Source organism: Paenibacillus lautus, assembly GCF_050482385.1.
In the GTDB taxonomy this organism is placed as follows: domain Bacteria; phylum Bacillota; class Bacilli; order Paenibacillales; family Paenibacillaceae; genus Paenibacillus_AQ; species Paenibacillus_AQ lautus_B.
In genome coordinates this window covers 86,579-110,855 of record NZ_JBCNHV010000019.1, presented here as the reverse complement: position 1 = coordinate 110,855, position 24,277 = coordinate 86,579, and the positions used below count along the sequence as shown (strand labels likewise).

21 protein-coding genes are annotated in these 24,277 nt (G+C 48.1%); 20 read left to right on the top strand and 1 reads right to left on the bottom strand.

Going from position 1 to position 24,277, the window contains the following annotated elements:
• The first annotated feature begins 149 nt into the window (after positions 1-149).
• From ABEW73_RS23215 to ABEW73_RS23125, 19 genes are all read left to right on the top strand, one after another.
• Entirely contained in the window at positions 150-1,511 is a 1,362-nt protein-coding gene (locus ABEW73_RS23215; protein WP_430168419.1) for an ABC transporter substrate-binding protein, read from the top strand.
• Positions 1,512-1,541: 30 nt separating this feature from the next.
• A complete protein-coding gene (locus tag ABEW73_RS23210) occupies positions 1,542-2,507 on the top strand; it encodes a carbohydrate ABC transporter permease (protein WP_430168421.1) in 966 nt (321 codons plus the stop codon).
• Positions 2,508-2,567: 60 nt separating this feature from the next.
• On the top strand, positions 2,568-3,392 hold the full coding sequence (locus ABEW73_RS23205) for a carbohydrate ABC transporter permease (RefSeq protein WP_430168424.1): 825 nt from the start codon (positions 2,568-2,570) through the stop codon (positions 3,390-3,392).
• 61 nt (positions 3,393-3,453) lie between these two features.
• The gene (locus ABEW73_RS23200) at positions 3,454-4,320 is read left to right on the top strand and encodes a sugar phosphate isomerase/epimerase family protein (RefSeq protein ID WP_430168427.1); all 867 of its coding nucleotides are present in this window, start codon (positions 3,454-3,456) and stop codon (positions 4,318-4,320) included.
• Positions 4,317-5,327, top strand: coding sequence for a Gfo/Idh/MocA family protein (locus ABEW73_RS23195; RefSeq protein WP_430168430.1), 1,011 nt, complete (start codon positions 4,317-4,319; stop codon positions 5,325-5,327). The genes ABEW73_RS23200 and ABEW73_RS23195 overlap by 4 nt, the downstream gene beginning before the upstream one ends.
• 53 nt (positions 5,328-5,380) lie before the next feature.
• The gene (locus ABEW73_RS23190; protein WP_430168433.1) at positions 5,381-6,409 is read left to right on the top strand and encodes a Gfo/Idh/MocA family protein; all 1,029 of its coding nucleotides are present in this window, start codon (positions 5,381-5,383) and stop codon (positions 6,407-6,409) included.
• A 20-nt stretch (positions 6,410-6,429) separates the two neighbouring features.
• Positions 6,430-7,218 carry a glucosamine-6-phosphate deaminase gene (locus tag ABEW73_RS23185; RefSeq protein WP_430168469.1) on the top strand — a complete coding sequence of 263 codons (789 nt, stop codon included), beginning with the start codon at positions 6,430-6,432 and terminating at the stop codon, positions 7,216-7,218.
• Positions 7,211-8,374, top strand: a complete 1,164-nt coding sequence (locus tag ABEW73_RS23180) for an N-acetylglucosamine-6-phosphate deacetylase (RefSeq protein ID WP_430168436.1) — start codon at positions 7,211-7,213, stop codon at positions 8,372-8,374. The genes ABEW73_RS23185 and ABEW73_RS23180 overlap by 8 nt, the downstream gene beginning before the upstream one ends.
• A gap of 508 nt (positions 8,375-8,882) precedes the next feature.
• Positions 8,883-9,599 (top strand): N-acetylmuramoyl-L-alanine amidase family protein, encoded by a 717-nt coding sequence (locus tag ABEW73_RS23175; protein ID WP_430168439.1) that lies wholly within the window; start codon positions 8,883-8,885, stop codon positions 9,597-9,599.
• Positions 9,600-9,649: 50 nt separating this feature from the next.
• Positions 9,650-10,468 carry a polysaccharide deacetylase family protein gene (locus ABEW73_RS23170; RefSeq protein ID WP_430168442.1) on the top strand — a complete coding sequence of 273 codons (819 nt, stop codon included), beginning with the start codon at positions 9,650-9,652 and terminating at the stop codon, positions 10,466-10,468.
• A gap of 122 nt (positions 10,469-10,590) precedes the next feature.
• Positions 10,591-11,247 carry a response regulator transcription factor gene (locus ABEW73_RS23165; RefSeq protein ID WP_430168445.1) on the top strand — a complete coding sequence of 219 codons (657 nt, stop codon included), beginning with the start codon at positions 10,591-10,593 and terminating at the stop codon, positions 11,245-11,247.
• A 4-nt stretch (positions 11,248-11,251) separates the two neighbouring features.
• Positions 11,252-12,691, top strand: coding sequence for a sensor histidine kinase (locus ABEW73_RS23160; RefSeq protein WP_430168447.1), 1,440 nt, complete (start codon positions 11,252-11,254; stop codon positions 12,689-12,691).
• Positions 12,688-13,473 (top strand): hypothetical protein, encoded by a 786-nt coding sequence (locus ABEW73_RS23155; RefSeq protein WP_430168450.1) that lies wholly within the window; start codon positions 12,688-12,690, stop codon positions 13,471-13,473. Before ABEW73_RS23160 ends, ABEW73_RS23155 begins: the two co-directional genes overlap by 4 nt.
• A 227-nt stretch (positions 13,474-13,700) precedes the next feature.
• Positions 13,701-15,098, top strand: a complete 1,398-nt coding sequence (locus ABEW73_RS23150) for an ABC transporter substrate-binding protein (RefSeq protein ID WP_430168453.1) — start codon at positions 13,701-13,703, stop codon at positions 15,096-15,098.
• Positions 15,099-15,125: 27 nt separating this feature from the next.
• Positions 15,126-16,619, top strand: a complete 1,494-nt coding sequence (locus tag ABEW73_RS23145) for an ABC transporter substrate-binding protein (RefSeq protein WP_430168455.1) — start codon at positions 15,126-15,128, stop codon at positions 16,617-16,619.
• Positions 16,620-16,725: 106 nt separating this feature from the next.
• Entirely contained in the window at positions 16,726-17,592 is an 867-nt protein-coding gene (locus ABEW73_RS23140) for a carbohydrate ABC transporter permease (RefSeq protein WP_430168472.1), read from the top strand.
• A gap of 50 nt (positions 17,593-17,642) precedes the next feature.
• A complete protein-coding gene (locus ABEW73_RS23135) occupies positions 17,643-18,479 on the top strand; it encodes a carbohydrate ABC transporter permease (RefSeq protein WP_430168475.1) in 837 nt (278 codons plus the stop codon).
• Positions 18,480-18,499: 20 nt separating this feature from the next.
• Entirely contained in the window at positions 18,500-19,642 is a 1,143-nt protein-coding gene (locus ABEW73_RS23130; RefSeq protein WP_430168458.1) for an efflux RND transporter periplasmic adaptor subunit, read from the top strand.
• A gap of 25 nt (positions 19,643-19,667) precedes the next feature.
• Complete coding sequence (locus ABEW73_RS23125) at positions 19,668-22,589, top strand: hypothetical protein (RefSeq protein ID WP_430168461.1); 2,922 nt, start codon at positions 19,668-19,670, stop codon at positions 22,587-22,589.
• Between the two features lie 138 nt (positions 22,590-22,727).
• On the opposite strand, the gene ABEW73_RS23120 is transcribed toward ABEW73_RS23125, so the two are convergent.
• Positions 22,728-23,675 carry a helix-turn-helix transcriptional regulator gene (locus tag ABEW73_RS23120; protein ID WP_430165823.1) on the bottom strand — a complete coding sequence of 316 codons (948 nt, stop codon included), beginning with the start codon at positions 23,673-23,675 and terminating at the stop codon, positions 22,728-22,730.
• A gap of 112 nt (positions 23,676-23,787) precedes the next feature.
• Here ABEW73_RS23120 and ABEW73_RS23115 point away from each other — a divergent pair, with 112 nt between their 5' ends.
• Positions 23,788-24,276 carry a DinB family protein gene (locus tag ABEW73_RS23115; RefSeq protein WP_430165820.1) on the top strand — a complete coding sequence of 163 codons (489 nt, stop codon included), beginning with the start codon at positions 23,788-23,790 and terminating at the stop codon, positions 24,274-24,276.
• Position 24,277 lies beyond the last annotated feature (1 nt).

Sequence of the window (24,277 nt, the reverse complement as noted above, 5' to 3'; positions counted from 1 at the left end):
TTGTAGCAAAAAAACACAAGTTGTAAATAAAAAACCATGATGTCGCAGCAAGAAATCACAAGTGGGCTAAGAAAGCACATGGGCGCATTCGGTCGTTATCAACTACAATCGCATTAATCCATTTTTCAAACAATAGGGGGCGAGGATTTGTGAAAAAGAGAAAAGGGCTTTACAGCTGGTTAACGGCCTTATTGCTGATATCCGTTATCGTAAGCGGTTGCAGCAATGCTGGTGAAGGAAAGGGTGGTACTGCCACACCCGGCACCGGAGGCGATGAAGGGAAAAAGGCTGAAATCCTGCTGGGGTATTATTCCAGCGACAGCTCCGATACGAAGATGAAGGAGCTGATCGAGCAGTTCGAAAAACAGCATCCGAACATTAAGGTGAAAACGCAAAGCGCGCCATACGGGCAGTTCTATCAAAAGCTGGATACGCAGATCGCGGCCGGCCAGGCGCCGGATGTATGGCTGTCTGACGGCGTCTACGTCATGAAATACGCCCAGCGGGGCGCCGCCAAGGATCTGACGGATTGGATCGCAAGAGACCTGAAAGCCGACGAGTACTACGGCCTCGATTTTAATAAGGATGCGGACGGGCGCTATTGGGGCGTACCGCAGGGCATTCAGGTCGGCGTGCTGTTTTACAATAAGGAGCTGTTTGATAAAGCGGGCGTAGCGTATCCAACGGATGAATGGACCTGGGAAGACCTGAAATCGTCGGCAGCCAAGCTGACGGTGGATGCCAGTGGAAAAACAGCCGAGGACAGCGGGTTCGACGCAGCCAGTGTGAACCAGTTTGGGCTGACGTTCTTCAGCATTACCGAAGGCTGGTTCTCGGTGATGAAATCCTACGGCGGCGGAACCCTTGACGAGAAAGCGGAAAATTCCATCATCAATTCGCCGGAGAACAAGCAGGCGTTCGAATGGATGGTCGACGGCATGCAGCGCGGCATCATTACCGATCCGGTCGACTTGAAGAGCTTTCAGAGCAATACCGCTGTGTTCCCAAGCGGATCGGCAGCCATGCGGATCGGCATCTATGCCCGGGTACAGGCAGCGAATGAAGCCGGCCTGAATTACGATGTAACGCTGCTGCCGAAGGGACCTGACGGCAAGCGGGTGTCCCCGGTCATCGCCAACTCGTGGGTGATTAACCAGAAGTCGAGCGACGAGAAAGCGCAAGCTGCCTGGGAGTGGATTAAATACTGGGCGACGGAAGACGATGTGCAGAAGCAGTGGACCGAGCTTGGCGAAGCCGTGCCCGTGAAAAAATCCGTAGCGGAATCCGAAGTGTTCCTCAAGGCGGGTGAGCAGCCGGCTAATCGCCAGGCCTTCCTGGATAGTCTGGAGTTCGCTCAGACGCTCGACAATAACGCGGTCTGGGAAGAATGGGTAGGCAAATTCAACGAACATGCGGAGCGTGCCTTCCTGGGGGATGCGACCATCGATCAAGCGCTCAGCGAAGCGGACGCAGCCGTTCAGGCGGTCCTCGATGATTTCTATAAAAAATAAAACCAAGGGTGGAAGAAAGGCGGGAGTGAAATGGACAATACGTTAAACGACAATGCAGCACTCAAAGCCGATCCGATGCCGCACGGAAAGCCCGCCCGAAAACGGAAATGGGATCATGAGGGGAGATGGGGGCTGCTCATGGCCTCCCCCTATTTTCTCCACTTTATCATTTTTGTGGCGGGTCCCCTCGCCGCATCCCTGTACTTCAGCTTTTCCGATTACGATATGCTGAATCCGCCCGAGTGGAGCGGACTGGATAATTTCCGGCGCATGGCCGAGGATTCGATGTTCTGGCGTTCCCTGTGGAACACCTTGTATTTTGCAGTTCTGTTCGTGCCGCTCCAGACTTTTCTCGCTTTAGTACTGGCTGTCGCGCTAAACCAGCGTTTGAAAGGGCTTAAATGGTTTCGAATGGCCCATTTTATTCCGGTGATCTCCTCATGGACCGTCATCTTGTACGTCGCTGACGCCGTATTCAACCCTCGCTTCGGCATAGCGAATACGCTGCTTGCCAAGCTGGGGCTGGCGGGGCAAGGCTGGCTGCAGGACCCGAAGCTGGCCATCCCGCTGCTTGTCTTCATCGCGGTCTGGAAAGGGATCGGCTATATTATGGTCATTTATCTGGCGGGTCTGCAGAGCGTTCCCGGGGATCTGTATGAAGCCGCGGAGATCGACGGCGCAGGAGCTCTGCGCAAATTTCGCTACATTACGGTTCCGTTGATCTCGCCGACCACGTTCCTGGTGGTCATCATGAGCACGATCTCTACCTTCCAGGCATTCGAACAGATCTATGTGCTGACCGGCAGGGGCGACATCAGCTCGGCAGGAGGCCCGAATAACTCCAGTCTGGTCATGATGCTGTATTTATATCGTGAAGGGTTCACGTTTATGAGGATGGGTTATGCTTCAGCCATTGCCTGGGTGCTGTTCATGATTCTCTTCCTGTTGACGCTGATACAGCTCAGGGGTCAGAAGAAGTGGGTGCACTATGACTGATCAAGCGATCAAGATGGAGCTGCAGATGTGGAACCGCATCGGAGGAAGGAGGAACCTCGCATGAGAAGAAAGCTGATGGGAAAAAGCATCGGTTACGTGCTGATCGGGATCAGCTCGCTTATCATGATCGTGCCGTTTCTGTCGGCACTCATGAATTCATTGAAAACCTACAAGGAATATACAACCGTTCCGCCCCGCTGGATTCCCGAGGTATTCCAATGGTCTAACTACGCGCAGGTGTTTCAGCTTGGGAATATTGGCGGCTACACATTAAACAGCATCTTCGTAGCCGTATTGTCCGTCGTCGGCGCCCTGATCTCCTGCTCAATGGTCGGGTATGCGTTCGCAAGACTGCGCTTTCCGCTGAAAAGTGCGCTGTTCGTGATGGTGCTGGGAACGATGATGATTCCGGCGGTGGTCATCATCATCCCGCATTTCATCATTTTTAATAAGCTGAACATGCTGGATACACTCACGCCGCTGTGGATTATCGAATGGCTGGCTCAGCCGTTTGGGATTTTCCTCATGCGGCAGGCTTTTATGAATATACCTAAGGAGTACGAGGAGGCGGCCAAGATGGAGGGCTGCAATCCGTTCCAGATTTACCTGCGGATTTTTATTCCGATGGCCAGGCCTACGCTGGCGACGCTGGCGATCTTTACGTTTATGGGCAAGTGGAACGAGATTTTGACGCCTGTTATTTATTTGACCTCGAATGAGAAGTATACACTGCCCATCGGCATTCTCTCCTTATCAGGCCAATGGACCGGCAATGAACAGCTTATGATCGCGGCCGCACTGGTCAGTCTCGTTCCGATTCTGCTGGTATTCCTGTTTGCCGAGAAATACTTTGTGCAGAACCACAATATGGCAGGGATTAAATAATGGAGTGTTATCATCGGCCCGGGAAGGGACCATGTCTGTGAAGGAAAGGATGAAAGACGAGATGAAAATAGCGGCATTCAGCGGATCGTTAATCGATTACAGCTTCCATGAAGCGATGTCGATCACGGCCGGGCTCGGTTTCGACGGAATCGAAATCGCCTGCCGCGAACCGCACTTAAGTCCGGAAGCTTCACTGCCGCGGGTTCGCGAAATGAAGGCTGTTGCGGAAGGCCATGGCTTGGAGATTCCTGCATTGGCCGGTTATATGGGACATTTCTCGACAAGCGGAGATGCGGAATGTGCTGAGGCATATGATCAGTTTATGGGCCTGCTGGAACGCGCGGTGATGTTGGAGGCGGGCATGATCCGGATCTTTCAGGGAGGGCCGAATGCCTTCCTGGCGGAGGATTATCATTATGCCAAGGCGGCTTTTTGGATTCGGAAATGCGCGGAGGAAGCCCGCGCTGCGGGAAAACGGATTGTGCTGGAGATTCACAATCAGAGCCTGGTAGAGACGACAGATAGCGCTCTGCGACTGCTGGATTTGATAGGCGATGATCAGGTTGGCCTGATTCATGATGCAGGGAATATGTACATCACGGACACGGAATTTGGGGAAACGTCGGTCCGGCAGCTCGGAAGCTATTTGTTCCATGTGCACATCAAGGATGAACGGCGGATCAGGCAAGGGGGCCCGCCGGGAACGTTCAAGAATTTGACCCGACACGGGGAAGAGTTCTTCCTGCAGTGCCGCCTTGGTGAGGGAGAAGTGGATCACGGCGGGCTGCTCAGGGGACTTCGGGAACAGCGGTACGCAGGTTGGCTTACGCTGGAATGCGCAGCACCCTATCCGCCGAAGGAACGGCTCGCTTATGATCTGTCGGTCATCAAGGAATGGCTGCAGGCTGTGGAGGTGTCGACAAGATGACGGGGAAAGCGCGGAAATTTGGAATCATCGGCTGTCAGCATGCCCACATCGGCATGTTTATCGAGGAGATGCTGGCCCTGGGCTACGAATGTGCAGGAGTATACGAACCGGATAATAAGCCGTTAGCCCGTACTCTTGCCGACCGGTACGGCCTGGAACTTACGGGGGATCGGGAATCGCTGCTGAGCGATAAAGGAGTGAGTGTTATCGGCTGCGCGGCCATTAACCATGAGAAGATGGATGTCATTGAGCTGTGCGAGCTCCATGGCAAACCAATCATGATCGACAAGCCCGCCGTGACGGATCGGGCGGGGCTGACCCGGCTGCGCGGCGTTCTGGAGCGGGGAAGGATCGAGGTAGGCATGATGCTGACCGAGCGTTTCCGCCCTTCTCTCCACACCGTTCATCGGATGATCCGGGCGGGTGAATTGGGGGACATTGTCCATATCTCGATGCGTAAGCCGCATCGGCTGAATCCGGAATCCCGGCCGGCCTGGCATTTTGACAGAGGGCAGTCCGGCGGCATCATCAACGATCTCTTCGTGCATGACTTCGACCTGTTAAGGTGGCTGACGGGCCGGGAAGTGGAGACGACATCCGGTTATCTGGCGAAGCATATGCTGCCGGAATACCCGACCTTCTACGATGCGGCCGGCGTGCAGGTATTCATGGCTGGTGGGATCACGGCACAGCTTTACGCGGACTGGCATACACCGGCAGGCAGTTGGACTTGGGGAGACGGCCGGATATTCATTACGGGGACGCGCGGCATTGCCGAAATTCGGCTGGAAGGCGATCCTTTATTATCGAGCCATGAGGTTGCGCTTGTTATCACCGATCAGGAGCTGCGCTCTTTGCCTTTAACGCCGCCGGCGTTCTCCCTTTCGCAGGATTTTCTGAACCGGCTGGAGGGAGAAGCAGGCATGGTCACGCATGACGATATTTACAAAGCCTCGGAGGCTACGGTAACGGCCGATGAGGAGGCACGGATCCTGATCCGGGAATAGGGAACGTATCGGCTTTCACCGCAAACAGAGCATATTGAGGAGGCGTAGGATACATGACAAAGGAAAAGCTGCCCGTCCGATTCGGTATCATCGGCTGTGGGATTATTGCGGATATTCATGCTCAGGGCATCTTGAATACAGAGGAAGCTGAGCTTGCCGCCGTATTCGATACGAAACGGGAATCTGCGGTCAAACTGACCGAAACGTACGGAGGAGATATCTGCGACACCGTGGAAGAACTGCTGGCACGCGAGGATGTGGAGGTGGTCTGTATCTGCACGCCAAGCGGTATGCATGCAGAGCAGACGGCGATGGTTGCCCAGGCGGGCAAACATGTGCTGGTGGAGAAGCCGATGGCGATCCGGCTTGACGATGTGGAGCGTATGATCGAGGTATGCGCGGAGAACAGGGTGCTGCTGGCAACCGTCTTTCCGAGGCGCATGTCCCCGCAGGCCCGATATGCCCGGCAGGCCATCCAAGAAGGACGGCTTGGGAAGCTTAGCTTATGCTCGGCGTATGTCATGCTGTACCGCGATCAAGCCTATTATGACAGTGCGGGCTGGCGCGGGACCTGGGAGATGGATGGCGGCGGGGCCATGATGAATCAGGGAATTCACACGGTGGATATGCTGCAATGGCTCGTTGGACCCGTTGCCTCCTTGTCTGCGAAGGCCAAGGCCGTGCTGCGCAATATCGAAGTCGAAGATACCGTTATCGCTGCGCTTGAATTTGAAAGCGGCGCGCTGGGCGTGCTGGAGATCACAACGACAGCTTGCGACGGGAAAGGGCAGCGGCTGGTGATCCATGGAGAGAAGGGTGTGCTCGTCATTGAAGAAGATACGATCGTATCTCTTGAGATCGATGGCCAGCAAGTTCATCTGCCTGAGTTCGAAGCGTTTAAAGTTATACCTGACGGGCACCGGCTGCAAATTCGAGATATGGCGCTTGCCGTTCGTGAAGGCCGCGAGCCTGTCGTCACCGGGAAGGACGGCCGGCATTCATTGGAGATTATTCTTGGCACATATGAAGCTTCCCGGCAGCGCAAGGAAATCGAACTGCAGGCCGAAACGCCGGTATTGTAGGGGGTGGAGGTGAGTTTATGATGTCTCAGCACAGTATAAAGCCTGTTCTTGAAGACGTTCAAGATCAATTGAAGGTCTGCATTTATGATCAGCGCGAAGCGATGGGGAAAGCTGCGGCCGCCGATATCGGCGCGGCCATGCAGCGCCTTCTGGCCGAGAAAGAGCGCATTCGCATCGTCTTCGCAGCCGCACCGTCCCAGAATGAGTGCCTGGCGGCGCTGGTTCAATCGGAAGGATTGGACTGGAGCCGGGTCACGGCTTTTCATATGGATGAATACATCGGCCTGCCTCCGTCGGCACCTCAGCGATTCGGGAACTTTTTATCCCGGCAGCTGTTCGATTTGGTATCTCCAGGAGAGGTGCATTTGATCGACGGCATGAATGATCCTGAAGCGGAGTGCGACAGATACAGCGGATTGATTACCGCTGCGCCGATCGATATGGTGGTCCTGGGCATTGGCGAGAACGGACATATCGCCTTTAACGATCCACCTGTTGCCGATTTTGCGGATCCTTTATGGGTGAAACGGGTGAAGCTGGACGAGGATTGCCGCCGACAGCAGGTGAATGACGGCTGCTTCGCGAGCTTGGAGGAGGTTCCGGAATACGCCCTTACGCTCACCATTCCGGCGTTAATGTCAGGTGCCCATCTGTTCTGTGTCGTTCCGGGCGCAAGCAAGCGGGCAGCGGTACAAAGAACGCTGCACGGCGATATAAGTGAGGCCTGTCCTGCCAGTATTCTGCGGCGGCATGCGGATTGCATGCTGTACGTGGACCTGGAGTCGTATGGGGAAATCCAGAATGGATAGCCATGCCCTTGTTCGTAGGGGCCGTTATTACGCAACAGGTGAGCGGATAAAGCTAACATGGAACTCTGACGGCCGGATCGAGCAGATGCTTCCTCATGATGATGAAGAGGACACCTGGATCGCTCCTGGACTGGTTGATCTTCAGATTAACGGTGGTTTCGGCCATGATTTCAATTCCATGCCGCTCACAACGGAGACGGTTATTCAGGCAACCCGGTGTTTATGGGAGAAGGGCGTAACGCTGTACTACCCAACCATCATTACCAATGGCGATGAAGAGATCGAACATTTGCTGCGTGTTATCGATGCGGCTTGCCTGGAGGATGAAGCGGTCGGTTCAACCATTGGAGGGATTCATTTGGAGGGCCCCTTTCTTTCTCCGGAGGAAGGGCCCAGGGGAGCCCATGATTCCCGGTACATCAAAGCGCCGGATTGGGCGTTGTTTACAAGATGGCAGGCGGCATCGGGAAATCGGATTCGGATCGTGACGCTATCGCCGGAGTGGCCGGAAGCTGCGAGTTTTATCCGGTCGTGCGTAGAGGCGGGGATCAGGGTATCGATCGGGCATACTGCCGCTACGCCTGCGCAAATTCGGGAAGCCGTGGAAGCGGGAGCGACGATGTCCACGCATCTAGGCAATGGCGCGCATCTAACGCTGCCGCGCCATCCGAATTATATATGGGAGCAGCTTGCGCAAGATCAGCTGTGGGCAGGAATAATTGCGGACGGGTACCATCTGCCGGATTCGGTCATCAAAGTGATGCTCCGCGCTAAGTCCTCCAAAGCACTGCTCGTCAGCGATGCCGTCTATTTAAGCGGTATGCCGCCAGGCGAATACGACACCCATATTGGCGGCAATGTCGTCTTAACGCCCGAAGGCCGATTGCATCTCGCCCGCAAGCCCGAGCTGTTGGCCGGTTCGGCCATGATGCTTGCCGATGCGGTATGGCGGCTGGCTCAGTCGGGGCTGTGCACGTTTCCTGAAGCTTGGGACATGGCTTCAACGCTGCCAGCGCAGGCGATGGGGAAATCAGACTGTTACGGATTGAAGAGAGGGGCACATGCCGACTTCGTGCTGCTGGAGAAAGAAGAGGGAAGTCTTCGCATAGTGGAGACTGTCAAGGGAGGGCGTTCGGTTTACCGGGCGGAGCGGTAGATGTCGAATACAAAACGTATAACTAATAACCCAGATTAGCCATCTGGGTTTTTCCTCATTACGGAACAGGAGACGTGACATTATAATGGATTATTACGTGTGAGGCCTAAGGTGAAAAATGGGGGTGTCCCAAAAGTCTAAAAAGACTTGGGACGCCCCCTTCTTTTGGCGGTCCGCATGCTGCGCAAGGACCCGCTGCCGAGGAAGAATGATTCAACCCGAAAGTTTGTTTGGTCAAATCGTGAACAATCGAGGATCATGTAACATTTAATTATCTAGTTAAACTATATGTGCATCCATAGGATTCGGCGGTAGCCGTCTCCTTAGAGATGCTATTTTTGATGGGAATTCAAACCTGATTTGTGGATTATTCTTGTGTGCTGTCAGTTGAAATCAAATTTTACAACTTCTATACAAGATGATCTAACTTATCATATATCGACTTGCTACACTTGTTGAGTCATTGAAGATATCAGCATGTACCGATTAATCGGAGTAAGGAGATTGTATGAAAAGGAAAAACAGAAAACAGCGTCAACGCCGCCAAGCGATATTGGTGGTCATTGTTGTTGCTTTGATAGGAATGATTTGGTCGATCTACGAGCAATTTTCACCCTCGGTTTCCGCGGAGTTAAAAGTTGCACTGTTCCCAAAAACGGCAGTGCCACAAGAAATATCTAAGCGTTACAAAATCGTGATCGATCCGGGGCATGGAGGCAAGGATCCCGGCGCGGAAGGCGTCAGCGGCAACCATGAGAGAGCGTACACACTGGCGCTGTCACAGAAGGTATTCGAATTGCTCCAGCAAGAACCTATGTTCGAGGCGTATATGACACGTACGGACGATACCTTTGTCCATCTGGAGGATCGTAACCAATTCGCACACGATCTCGATGCGGATGCATTGGTTTCTATTCATGGGAACACCTATCAAGATCCCGGTGTATCTGGCACTGAAACCTATTATTATGCGGACGATAGTATTCCGTTCGCGCGCGAGGTGCACGAGCGCTTGGTGGAGGCTACGGGATTCAGGGACCGCGGCGTGAGAAAGGAAGGTTGGAAGGTACTGACGGGAAGCAACAATCTCGCGATTCTGTTGGAGGTAGGGTTCCTCACGAACCCGGGCGATGAAATGGAAATGCTCAGTGAAAGTCATCAGGATCGAACGGCTCAAGGCATCGTGAACGGGATCAAAGATTATTTTACGAATAGAGAAGATTAGAAAGGGGCTCGTGACGCTTCTGAAAACTTCATAGAAGGGCTAGATAAATAATGAGAATATCACGAAATGATAATAAAAAAAGCAGGGTAATCAAGGCGAGAAGAAGATTAGTCGTAGTTTTAGCAGCTAGTTTCCTAATGATCTTTTTAATAGGGAAACTCACGGCTGCTCCTGAGGAAGACGTTGTAGCCAAAGAAAATATCATAGAAAGCACCGAACAACCAGCAAGCCCAAAAAAATCAGGCGGAAAGCCTGGGGACAAAGTTGTGTATTTAACGTTTGATGATGGTCCTACTACGTTAACGGAGCAATTCTTAGATGTATTGAAAGAGCAAGGTATACAAGCAACCTTTTTTATGCAGGGGACTAATTTACAAAAAAACGACTTGCAGGAAAGTGTCAAACGAGCCACAGAAGAAGGCCATTATGTCGGAGCTCATAGTATATCGCATGATTACAAAAAGTTATACAATAATGGATTGTTTGTATCCGAGATGAAAGAAACACTGTCTCTAATTAAAGATATTACAGGTACCAATCCTAAGTTGGTTCGTCCACCTTATGGTTCAGCACCCGGATTGGAAAGTGAACAGGTTCGTAATCAGATTGTAAAATCCGGGATGAAGGTTTGGGATTGGACCATTGATTCTAAGGACTGGGATTTAAAAGATAACCCAAACCAAATTGTAGAAAACATTAAAAGGCAAACTAGAATTGACAGAGAAGTTATTCTCATGCATGAAAAACTACAAACCTTACAAGCGCTTCCCGAAATCATTGCCTTTTACAAGGAAAAAGGATATGAGTTTGCTGTATATAATGACGCAGACCATTTTTCAGTTAACTTCCAAAATGACAAACGTTTGTAAAAGATATTTGGCTGGAGCGCCAAAGTTAGTGCTTGAGTCTAGGATACGGTTGCAATTTTAATATGGCTTCGTTATCGTAGCCTTAAGATAGAGACTATCATTTGTGTTAGGAGATTCAGAGGATGAGCAAAAAGATTTTGATTGTTGAAGACGACGTTCATATATCCAAAATCATTAAAATGAATCTCAATATCGTGAGCTACGAAACGATGGAGGTTTACGATGGCGAAGCTGCGCTTAAGCTAGTGCAACAGGAAAAGTTCGATCTCATTTTGTTGGATGTCATGATTCCGAAACTGGACGGTTTTGAACTTATGCAACGAATTAAGCCGTACAAAATTCCAGTTATTTTTTTGACGGCGAAAAACTCGGTTTATGATAAAGTGGACGGGTTGAAGATGGGCGCTGATGATTACATGGTCAAGCCTTTCGAAGCGATTGAACTGCTGGCCCGTATAGAAACGGTACTGCGAAGATATGACAAGGAAGAACAGGTGATGGCATTCCAAACCCTTCTCGTCGATCTGGACAAACGGGAAGTAACCAAACAGGGGAAAGTTGTAGAGCTAACGCCCAAAGAATATGATTTGCTTGTCGTTCTGCTGAAAAACAAGAACATCGCCTTATCAAGAGAGCAGTTCATCGACAAAGTATGGGGCGCCGAATATTATGGCGAAACAAGAACGGTCGATATGCATATTAAATCACTGCGCAAAAAACTAGAGCTGCAAGATCATATCAAGACCATTTATAAACTCGGCTATCGGCTGGAGGATTGAGGGGATGAAATTTTGGCAAAAAATTTATGTCTTCTCGATTCTAGTTTTCGTCATTATCTTTAACGCAGCCTCCATTATGGTTATCGAGCGCAGCCACAATAGAATGCTTGAGCAGGAGATCAATAGTGCGTTAAGCCAAAATATGAGTATTCAATCCAGTGTCAACGCGATTGTACCGATCCTTCGCATCTATGATTCGATTGATTATGAGAAAACCGTATTAACGAGAATCGCTAATGAATTTGTGGGTACAAATCATGAACAGCGTGTGTATTTGGATATCAGGGATCAGAAGAATCGAGCGGTCTTCAGTAATACCGATTTCCAAATGCCGACACAACGTGAGGAACTGGGCAAGCTGGGCCCGGATGAAATCCATTATATTTTGCGGGATATCCATGAGCGAACGATCCTGTTCACATCCAATACGGTGGATGTGAACCGAACAAGCTATCTATTTACCTATATGGTAGATGTCACCTCTTTATATCAGGACCGTGTAGATCAGTATCAGTTCTTTGTACAAGTGGATGTGGTGGCTTGTTTCATCTATATGCTGATCATGTTTTTTGTAAGCCGGGGACTGACGAGATCGATTGATCGGCTGGGTCGAACAGCTCAGGTCATTGCACAGGGGAATTTCTCCGAACGTGTCCAGTTGAAATCAAAGGACGAAATCGGGATGCTGGCCTACAATTTCAACAATATGGCCGCGGTTGTGGAGGACACCATCACGGAACTTGAGCGGAACAATCAAGAGAAACAGCGGTTTATCAATAATTTTACCCATGAATTAAATACGCCGCTGACTTCCATTATCGCCTATGCGAATTTTATGAGAACAACCAAATATGATGAGGAAACGTTTCTGGACGGTCTCAATGTGATTTATTCAGAAGGCAAGCGATTACAGATGTTGTCCATGAAGCTGATGAATTTGATTGTGTTGCAAGAGGATCAATTCGAGATGGAGCCGCATCATTTGGGAGCGGTTATAGCTGAAATCAAGCCTGCTCTGGACATGATGGCCAAAGAAAAGCAGGTGACAATCGTTACGGAGTGCGAGCCGGTCGAACTGAGATTGGAGAAGGATTTGATCAAAGTTCTGATCTTCAATCTGGTGGATAATGCCATCAAAGCTTCGGATGAACAGCAGACCATTACGCTGCGAGTCGTACGGCGCGACGGGGATGGTGTGCTTGAAGTGACGGATCAGGGCATTGGGATCGCTAAGGAACATCAGGATAAAATTTTTGAGCCTTTTTACATGGTGGATAAATCCAGAACAAGAAACGGTAAAGGGGCAGGTCTTGGTCTTGCGTTATGTCAAAATGTCGCGAGTGTCCACAATGCCGTCATTCGGGTAAACAGCAATGAAAACCAGGGTACTACCGTAGAAGTCGTATTCGCGCTTACCCATCCGAAAGGTGGGATAAAGGAATGAACAAGCTTATTGTAGTTATCATTTGTGTGTCGTTCATCATCCTGACGACAGGGTGCCAGAGTGTCTTCAATACGATTCCCAAAGATACCGTCATGGTTAAAAAAATAATCAGAGAGAACGAGGATATTGAGGAGGAATATGAGGGCGTTCTGTCCCAGGATGCGGTGAAGACACTTAGTCTTAATGCGGTAAATAAGTACTTCGATGAAAACTTGACGAAGGACGAGCTCCAATTCGATTTGGCGGTTATTGACCAGAACAAGTTTAAAGTTATGCTAAATGAGGCGGAGAAGGGCCTCGTCGTTACGCCAGCAGGGGGTTCAGCAGCGGTTCCAGAACTAAAGGTGAACGATCAAATTGATTTTTCTTCGTATTCTAGCGGCGTATATTATACGACGCTGACCAAACCGACCGATCCAGATGAAGGCTATCAAATCGTGCTGAATGCGAGGGACGGTGATGTCATTAGAGCTGTCAGAAGGCGAGAGGCGATGCAGGATCATGCCAGGTCTACAATGGAAGATGATCTAATGGTGAAATATCATATGAACAAAGTTGAACCTCTCGCAACAGCATTTATTCAGCATAAAGGGAGCTATCCGTTGCCCGATTTAACACTGAATGAGGACATGACGCGCTCGGGCAGTGTTGTGGAATTGTATTACATGAGCAAGGACGGGGAGAAGCTAAAATATAATGTTACCGTCGATTTGAAACGAAATGAAATTATCGGGTTCAGTAAGGATGTCATGGCGCTGCTTAGTTACTATTCCAGACTCTAAGCAGACCTGCTCGCCTAACCCGGTGCGGGAAGACCACACCAACCGGTTCTAACGGCGATAAACCAAGGACTGTCAGGGGAATCATTTACCTCTGACGGTTCTTTTTTTTATTTTTACAACTTCATTACAAGTCGATCTAACTCCTCATATATCGCTGTACTACACTTAATGGAGTAACTTTCGCGGGACGATCGCGGAGAGATCGATTATGGGAAGGAAGAAAAACAATGAGAAAAGCGATGGTCATTCTATTCACGTTCATCATGGTCATGGTCTCTGCTTGCAGTGCCCCTACTGGCGGCAATCAAGGGGGGGCGCAGACGACAGATGGAACAAGCAGTAATAGTAACGGTAACAATCAAGCGAAAGAAGAAGAAGGAATGCCGGTTGATGAAACGAAGGACGGCAAGAAAACTGTTGTTGTATCTCTCCTTGCAGCGGACGATTTCTACCTGCAAGCGAAGCAGAAATATGAAGCCCAGCATCCGAATACGACGATTGAGTTCAAAGAGTTTCCTACTGAGGGTGCAATGATGAGCCCAGCTGAAGTGGAGAGATATGTCAAACAGATCACGACAGAGGTGTTATCAGGTAAGGGAGCGGATTTATATGCTGTTTCAGTTGTTCCCCTGCCCATTGAGAAGTTTGTTAACAAAAAGGCCTTCGTTAATTTAGAAGAGCTAATTCAGAGGGATACCACCTTTGATCCCAGCCTGTACGAAATGAATATTATTGAAAATTCCCGAATGAATGACGGTATTTATACCCTTCCTTTAGAGTTTGGCTTAGAAGTTTTGTTTGGGGATGGTGCAATTATCGAGAATGCTGGTGTCACCATCGATGATAAGAAGTGGACATGGAGCGAGTTTGCAGAAATAAGCAAAGAGCTGGCTAATAAGGGAGGGCATTCCGTCTCCATGGATAATTGGCCTCCGGAACAGCTGTTAAATAACCTTGTATCCGACAATTATGCCAAATTGGTCAATGGGCGGACGGCATCGTTTGACTCCGCGTTATTCATAGATTTGCTGAAGCAAGTGAAAACATTGTATGACGACAATATTATCACGTCGGAAGTCGTTGGGGGCTCGCAAAAAACGAATTTCTTGCACTCTAGAATCCTCTCCCCTTCAGATTATCTTGTCCGTCTCAGTTTATATTACGATAACGCAAAAATCTTTCAGAAGCCGCATTCAGCGGACCAACAATCAGGCGTATCCTTTAGCGTGACCAGAGAGCTAGCGATGAATGCAAATTCTACGCTCAAAGGGGAAGCGTGGAATTTCATGAAGTTCTTAATGTCAGAAGAGATGCAGTCCTTCCCGGAGCTATCTAATATTTCGATAAATAAGGCGGTCAACGATAACGCTATCAAAGATGTAGTGGAGAAAGGAATTAATGATCCCAAGGCTGGCAAGGTCATTGAAGCAACCGAAGAGAATCTTCAACCATTTAAGGAATTGGTATCGGAGGCACGTTTAAGAAATTATGGATACGATGACGAACATAACATGTTTTCAAAGATCATCGCCGAGGAAGCCAAAGCATTCTTCACGGGTCAAAAATCTGCCGAAGCCACCGCTGAGCTCATACAGAACCGGATCATGACCTATTTGAATGAATAGGGAGCAGCGCATGGAGCGGAATGGATCTTGATTGATAATGAAGCGCGGGAACGAAGAATCAGCATTAACGAAAAAGGGAGAACCAACGTGAAAAAATCGATTGTTATTTTAACTGCGATTTTTATGATCATCGTTACGGCGTGCAGCCATTCGAGTAATGGCAATGGGGGAGAAGCAATTACATCTACAACGGAAAAGGAGGAATCCTTGACAAAAAAAGAAAGAAATGAGACATCGTCGTCTAATAACACGGAGAAAAAAACGATCGTCCTTTCTACCTTTTATCACGAGAATTTCTTCTTAGAAGCAAAGAAGAGATATGAAGCAAAATACCCTCATATCACAATCGATGTTCAATATGTTGAATCTACGGATGCAGATGGCGAGGCTAAGCTGGAAAAGTACGAGAAAACGATAGGAACGGCACTGCTATCGGGTAAAGGACCTGATCTGATTGAGATGGATCACTTGCCAACCGAGAGTTATGTAAACAAAAAGCTGCTAGTTGATTTGGGCACAATGATGGATCATGACGACACTTTTAATAGGGACGACTATTTCAATAATATTTTGGAAGGAATCCAAGTAAATGGTGGATTATACGGAATACCAATGGGCTTTTTCGTTTACGCTCTCGTTGGCAATGAAACGATGATCGAGAAGAGTGGTGTAACAGTCGACGACAGTCATTGGAATTGGAGCCAATTTGCCAACATAACGAAGGAAATTAGCAAGACTGTGAACGGTGGAGCATCGGGGCTAGGTGTAGGTGGATCAGCAGGTATCATTCCAGGGGATTTTAAAGTTAGTCAATATGTTAGTGAATTTGTTAACGACCAGTATGCAACGTTTGTAGAGCAAGAAAGCGGGAAGGCCAATTTTGAATCCACTGCTTTTATCGATTTGCTTAAGGAAGTAAAACGTTTAGTGGATGAGAAAGTTATAGATCCAGCAGCAAACAATGTTCTTTTTCGAGAAACTCAAATTAACTCCCCGGGCGACTATGTACGTGTGCTGAAGCAGAGTCAATATTACTCGAATAACGCTGATTACAGGTCTAAGCTTTACTTAAGACCGAATGGAAGCGGACAGGAAGCAGGGGGTTACTTTAGAACATATCAAATGGTAGGCCTTAACGCGAAGTCTGAAGTTAAGGAAGAGGCGTGGCACTTCTTGAAATTTATGATATCTGAAGAGATGAAGGATGTTGCAAGCAGTTCGGGATTTCCATTAAATAAAAAGTCCTACGCATCAATTGCCGAAAAGGCATTGGAAAAAGGAAAAGTGGAGTCTGATCAGACGATTGGACCGTTAAAAGGAGTCATATACGACATTACAAAACAGGACATCGACGACCTGGAAAAGTTTCTGGTCAACGCGAAGTATCCCGTACAATACAAGGAATCTAAAATCAATGACATCATAACCGAAGAGTCCCACGCTTATTTCACTGGGCAAAAATCACCCGAAGAGGTGGCAGGGCTTATTCAAAACAGGGTGACCACTGTATTAAACGAATAGGAAGACAAATAGGGATGAGCCCTGAACAGTTGGTCCAGGGTTCATTCTCTCTTTTTCGAAATGGTGAAGGAGGTATAAGGTGAAAGGCAATCTATTCTGGAGAAAAATGAGGGGCAAGCTGCGTCAAGACTGGTTCGTTGCAGCTCTGTTCCTGGCACCAAGCCTGATCGGTTTTTCTATCTTTTATCTCGTTCCGTTCGGCATGGGATTTCTCTATTCGTTTCAGGATAGTACGATCGATGGTTCATTTGTTGGATTTGATAATTACGATACATTGCTTGCAAGTTCTTCCTTCCGCAAGGCAGCGACGAATACGTTTCTATTCACAAGTGTGAGCGTGCCCTTTATGATCTTGGCGTCATTGTTGCTTGCGCAGCTGTTAAACAAAAAGTTATTTCTTCGGAATTGGCTGCAAACCGCTTTTGTATTGCCACTGGTCGTCCCCGTAGCATCGATCGTGATGATCTGGCAAATTGTATTTGACTGGAATGGCACCTTAAATGCATGGTTGCAGAACTTCAATGTGGAGCGGATTGATTGGATGAAATCGGAGTGGTCCATTGGTGTGCTGGCCATCGTCTATACGTGGAAAAATCTTGGCTACAACATCATATTATTTCTGGCGGGGCTGCAGAGCATTCCCAAAGACTACTATGAAACGGCAGATATCGAAGGAGCGGGCAGATTTCATAAATGGTTTCATATTACACTGGTTTATTTGACTCCAACGATGGTGTTTGTTTGTCTGATGTCTATTATTAATTCATTCAAAGTGTTTCGCGAAACATATCTGATTGCAGGCGATTATCCGCATGACCGTATTTATATGTTGCAACATTATATGAACAACATGTTTCTTTCTCTCGATGTTCAGAAACTGACTGCTGCTGCTGTGTTAATGGTCGTCTGTATTCTTATTTTTGTCATGATGATGTTAACTGTTGAACGTCGTTTTAGGAATTCAATGGAATAGGCAAGGTGGTTGGAAAATTGACTTTCATTCAAAAGCTTAGTCTATCGATAATGATGGGTGTGCTGGCTTTGATGATGCTGTTACCGATTGTGATCACGGTCGTAAACTCATTCATGACGGAGGCCGAAATCGAATATAACTATCATCTCATTGGCCAATTGATCGATATAGGAGCAGGGGAAAAAGATGGATTTATTAATGTAAAGCTGCTTCCTGATTGGGTATCTTTCCGTCAATATGCAGAGGTACTGGTTCACAAACCTGTGTTCCTCCAAATGTTTTGGAATTCGGTGTTTATGGTCGTACCTATTATTGTTTTGCAAGTGCTGGTAGCGTCATTAGCTGCCTATGCGTTTGCAAAGCTGAGATTTCCGGGACGAGACAAGCTGTTCTTTCTATATGTTTTAACGATGCTTATGCCATTTCAGGTGACACTCGTGCCCAATTATATCATTGCCGATAAGCTGGGGCTTATCAATACAACCTCAGCGATTATACTGCCGGGTGTATTCAGTGCTTTCGGTGTATTTATGCTCAGACAGTTCGTGATGCATATTCCTAATTCTTATATCGAAGCGGCTAAAATAGATGGCGCGGGGCATTTGAGAATTTTTTATCAAATTATTGTCCCGCTTGTTCAGCCGGGTATGGCTGCGCTCGTCGTTCTGCTATTCGTTGATCATTGGAATATGGTCGAGCAGCCGCTTATTTTTCTTGAGGATGCCTTTAAACAACCGTTGTCGCTGTATTTGTCGCACATTAATAAAGATGCACGGGGTGTCGCCTTTGCTGCATCAGTCCTATACATGACTCCGATGGTGCTTTTGTATTTGTACGCTGAGTCTTATTTTGTACAGGGCATTCAGCTATCCGGAGTTAAAGGTTAGTCAATTACGGGGGGATATGAATGGAAGTGCAACTTGCCAGTAAAACGATATCTGGACGCAAACGGAGGATTCGCATTTTCTTTGGTTTATTTGTGTTGCTACTCGTTGCATTGACGTTGTTTAGCAATACGCTAAAGGCGTTAACGCTCCCTAAGGTTGCAGTTGCAACTCCGGAAAGAGGGGAGTTAAACCACACTTTTCAAGGCATGGGAATTGTGAAATGGCGTGAGACAGCATCTTTATCGGGCACTGCAGGAGGCAAAGTTGAGAAGGTCCATGCCAAGGAAGGTGAAACGGTTAAGAAAGGAGCGATACTTGTTGTTTACAACCAACAGACGCTCCAGCGTCAGATCGAGGATGAAGAGACGCAATTGAGCCAGTTCATGCTAACGCTAAAGGAGCAGCAAAATAGTTATAAGGAAGCTTCGATAAGCGACGATGAGAAAACAATCGTAAAAGCTAAAAACGATATGAAGAGGACTCAAATCGATATCGATGTCCAAAGACGGAAAGTTCAGAGATTGCAGGAGGATTTGCAAGAAAACAGCACATTGATTGCACCTTTTGACGGGATCATTATGAAGGTTAATGCAGTGGAGGGGCTTGAATCAAAAGGGGAAGAATCCGATGTCATTCTCGCCAATTCGAAACTCGGCTTTGTGTTTGAGTTTACGGCTCCAGCTACATTAATTGATAATCTGGAAAAAGGAGCAAGATTGAATGTTCGATTAGGAGGCAGTAATGCCAGACAAGTCGAGGGGAGCATTGAGGATATTAAAGATACCGAACAACCGCTTAGTGAACCAGAAAACGGTGGAAACACACCTGCTTACACAACACCTATGAAACAACTGGTTATTGCTATTGAGGATAAGGAGCTAAAGGGCGGAGAGCCGGCAGAGACCCAATTGATTAAAACGGTGAATGATTTGATCCTGGTACCGAATGAAGCGATCCACAAAGAAGGAGACAAATCGTACGTATTTGGTGTCGAGGAAAGAAACGGACCGCTAGGCAACAGCTTTGTTGTTAAAAAAACCTACATTACGATCAAGGATTCGAATGAAAACCAATCGGCAGTAGACGGTTTAATGGAGCATCAACCGATCATTGTTGAGAGCAGTGCTCCGCTGCAAGAAGGCGATAAGATTCGATTGCACTAAATTATGTTTATCGGGAGGTACATTTATGTACAGGCCAAAAAAGATATGCGTGACCATGCTGCTCAGCGCTGCGGTGTTGAGTCCATTCGTTGCCATGGATACATATGGGGCATCTGCAGCTAACTCGTCCGTTTCCAAATCTACCGCAGCCGCTTCTATGTTCACATTGGATAAACTCGGTTCGGTCACATTGAAGCAGAACGTCAGTGTGAAGCTGACGGGGATGGATATGATTACGGCGCCTGACGGCAATATTCTGGTATACACGCTTCAATACAGTAACCGTAGTAACAGTAGAATAGATCTGATCGATTATTTCTCCAAGGTTTCCACGCCGAGTGGCGCCATCGTAAAAGGAAAAGCAGTCACGAGTGATGCTGGTAAAAGAACGTTGCATGCGAATAGCAGTCAATCCGTGACGTACTATGTGAATATCGGAAAATCGTCACAGGTAAACGGAATGAAGGTTTCCATGTTCGGTTGGGATTTTAGCAGCCCCACTTATGAAAAAAGACTGGGAGGTTTCACGATTCCTGCCCACTATTCGTCTGTAGTTCCTGTAGGCAAGAGCAAGAAGATGACGATGAATGATTCTTCAGTGACGGCCAAGGCAGATATCGTGGAGAGGTATAAAATCAATGGAAAAGTATATATAAAACTGGGGATGAAGCTCTCGAATGGAGGAACCACGGTGCTTAGCGATCCCGGATATAAAGCCTATCTAAAATCAGCCGGCGGCTCGGTATATGAGCTCTTGCCCGATTCGGCCAGCACCAGCTATAAGCTCCAGCCTCAGGAGAGCAGAATGATCTATTACTGGACAGAGGTTCCTTCCACGATGAAGACGAATGGCATGACATTGCAGCTCGCGCTAGAAGACAAAGAGTTGAACATAAATCTTCCGGTGCAATCGTTCAAACTTCCTGCGGTAGCTTCCGACAATGCTGTTGCTAAAGGCAAAAGCGCAAAGATTATGATGAAACAGCTGCCTGTTACGGTCAAGGCGGAAAGTTTGCAACGAATGAAAGATAATGGGAAAGTGTATATGAAGGTCGGGGTTCATCTCGCAAACGAGGGAAAGAGGGTACTAAGCGATCCTGGGTTTAAAGCACAACTGAAGTCAGTCGGCGGCTCGGTAATCGATCTTGAGCCTGAAGATGATACAGGAGGAAGTTTCAAGATTCAGCCAGGGCAGAAGAGAACGATATATTATCTGGCTGAGGTGCCTTCCAATCTGAAAACAGACAATTTGACGATGCAATTCACGCAGGAAGACGAGGGTTTGAAAATGACGCTTCCGGTAAAAACCTTCAAGCTTCCTGCCGTTACCGCTGATGTGCCTGTGGCTGATTATGCCGTTAAAAAAATATCCATTAATCACAGTACGATTGAAACGCAATTGAACAGTGCTTCCGTATTTGCTGAAAACGATACCGGGAAATGGAGCCTTCAATTCCGCGTTAAAAATCTCGGCGAAAAATCAGTGAAGCTGCCAGCTTACGAGCTTTCCATCCGAACTGCTGAGGGTTACAGCATACCGGTAAATGCGAAGGCGTTTGAGAATGTTACGCTCAAGCCGCTGGAGGAGAAACTTATTGATCTCGAGGCAGACATACCGTTGGACATGAAACAGAATATGCTTCAGTTGCAATTAATGGAGCCTGCTATGGAAGGGAAGGTCCGTTTCCCGACGGCCTATTATAAAATTCCTTATGCTCAAGAAGGTAAGAGCCATCTGGGCTTAGAGAATATCATGGAGAATAGTCATGGAAAATTCGGCGTAAAGCTAAGCTTGTATCAACGGCTGCCTTGGGGGGACGGCGATCAAATTGCCGCCCGGATCAGCATTCGTAACACCAAAGACTCGACCGTACAGCTGCCTGAACTTAAAGCCATGGTTAAGGCCGATATGCGAGATTTGAGCAGTACGGCTCAAATCGTGGTGCCAACCGATCAAACGACTCTGGCGCCTAATGAAACCGTAGAGATGTATGTGCTTGCCAAGGTGCCATATTCCTACAATTTTAATCAGTTACGAATTGAGCTGCAGGAAGTATCAGAAGAGAAGGTCACGAAATTTCTGTCGCTCAAAACCAACGCGCTTAACAATGTAATGAATCAGGTTGCTGCAGGCGAATCCTATCGTATCAATACTCCAGGCAAGAAAGCAGAAATCCGTGAACGCATGTCTACGGTATATCAGGGAAGCAGCTCCAATTTGATGTATACGGAACTGGAGATGACCAGTCAGGAAACACGTTACTCCAGGCAGGCGCAGCTGGTGGCGTACTACAAAACACCGGACAACGAGTATTTTGAAGCAGAAATCAACCAATCGGCCGACAAGACAAGTCCGAATGGAAAAAATCTGGTTACGGTTTGGAGCAAGCTTCCGCCGAATGTGAATACTTCAGAACTTGTACTGTATATCGGCGAAGGTGTGTCTAACGGAAAACTGACAGCTTTGGGAGAAGAATCAACAGGATCGATCAATACCATGGGATTAGCCTTAAGGCCTAGAGTTATAGATCCGGCAGCGAGTTTAGGGAGTGTGGAATTGTTCCCGTACAGACTCTCCATAACGAGAGGGGAAGCTGAGCTTAGCCAAGGGAAGGATCGGCTTGATACCGTCATTCATTATAACCTCTCTAGAGATGGCGATTACGAGACAGGCGAATATGAACACAAGCTCATCATGGAGATTATTGACCCGACCGGACAATCCACGGAGAAGACGTTAACACTCGGCACCGATTTGACCATCGGCAGCAATAAATCATACTCCATTACATTGAATAACAACTTCGGCAAAAATGTAAGCGGAGGGGCTGTTCGCATCAATCTGTATGATGAGTTCCAGGGGCGGAGAATGCTGCTTGGAAGTCAGTCGTATCCAATTATTTATGAAGGGATCCCAAGCGAAGGAACGGATAAGGCGAACGATTAAAAGGATGAGCGGCACATATACCAGTTAAAATTTGCTTAAGAAGGTGACGATAGACCAAAATAAAGAAACGGCGGTACAAGGAGACCATCCCTGTACCGCCGTTTCTTTATTTGTACGAAAAAGGAGAGTTAACTACCTCTATCCATACTTCGCCATCATCTCTGTGAGCATGCCCTTGATGCGAACCACCAGTTCCTGCGGCTCCTTCACGGTGGCTTCATTTCCTAATCCGATAAAAAATTTAGCAAAATACATAAGTTCGCTCGCAGGGACGTTCTGATCGAGCCGTCCGCTTCCATCCGGCTGCATGTCAATGCGGGGAACAGGACACAATTCGGATTCACAGCGCTGAACGCCTTCCCGGCTTAGTTCAATCACCATCCGGACATAGACCGATTTCTCTGCTCCGTATTCCCTCCAGTTGCCCAGATGGATATGGCGGTGATTCCGCTGCTCGATTCCGGTTGTATCATAGGCCACGGACTTCATGCGGTCACAGCGAAACAGGCGAAAATCATCGCGCAGAAAACAATAAGCGGGACAATACCAGAAGCCATTACTTGCATAAATGCCCACGGGCTGGATGCTTCGCTCGGCATAGCCTTCCCTGCTCTCGTATAACACCGTAACGACCCGCTGATCGACGGCGGCATCCAGCAGAACGCCGAGAGATTCAACCTTCTGCTGCCTGGTATGCGTCAGAAAATCCACCCGGTTCTTCATCTGGTCAATCCGGTCGCGCACATCCCCGGGCATGTAATAATAAAATTTTTGAAGTGCGGTAGAGGACTCGGCTTCAAAGGGAAGAAATAGATAGTGACGCAGGGCATGGCTGGCAAAAAACATCGCAACGGCTTCTTCCTCTCTAAAAGCGATTGGCGGAAGAATTCGTTCTTTCAGAACCTGATATCCGCCGTGAGGTCCTACCTCGGAATAGAGCGGCACCCCCAGCTCGCTCAGCTCCTGCAGGTCCCGCAAGATCGTGCGAGAGGACACGCCGAATTGATCGGCCAATTCCCTTACCGTGAATTTCCGCATCCGGTTCACGGTCATCATCAGCTCCATGAGACGTTTGGATTTGGACATAAGATCAGCTCCGTATCGTTTGATGACTATGACAATAGTTGTCACTATTATACGCTATACTGACCGTAGAACCCAGAGTACCCCTTATAACTAAAAAATGGAGTGATGAAACGTGAGTCAATTGAATGAAATGAAGCAGCTGTTGTTCGAGGAGCTGGAGCTTATCGTTAGGACCAGTTCGAATCTGATCGGCAAAATTTCGCCAGAGCACTGGGATTACAGACCTGCCCACAATATGAGATCGCTTCAGGAACTCGTGCATCATCTGGTTTCGGTGCCTGCTACGGACCTGTTGATTCTGCAAGAGAAGAGCGAAGCGGAGATCCGGGAGCTGGAAGCAAGCATCGCTGCTGACGGCGTGGACAAGGACAAGCTGATCTCCTGGATGACGAAGGGTCTTGCGGATGTAAAGTCATACATGAATGGGTTGACGGATGAAGAATTTATGCAAAAGAAAACGAAACCCTTCTATTTGGAGCACGGAACGACACAAGCCAAATGGCTGATTGAAATCGTCACGCACGCCCAGCATCATCGGGCGCAAATGTTCAATTACCTGAAAGCCCAGGGCTATGAAGTGAGCATGTTCGATTTATATTAAA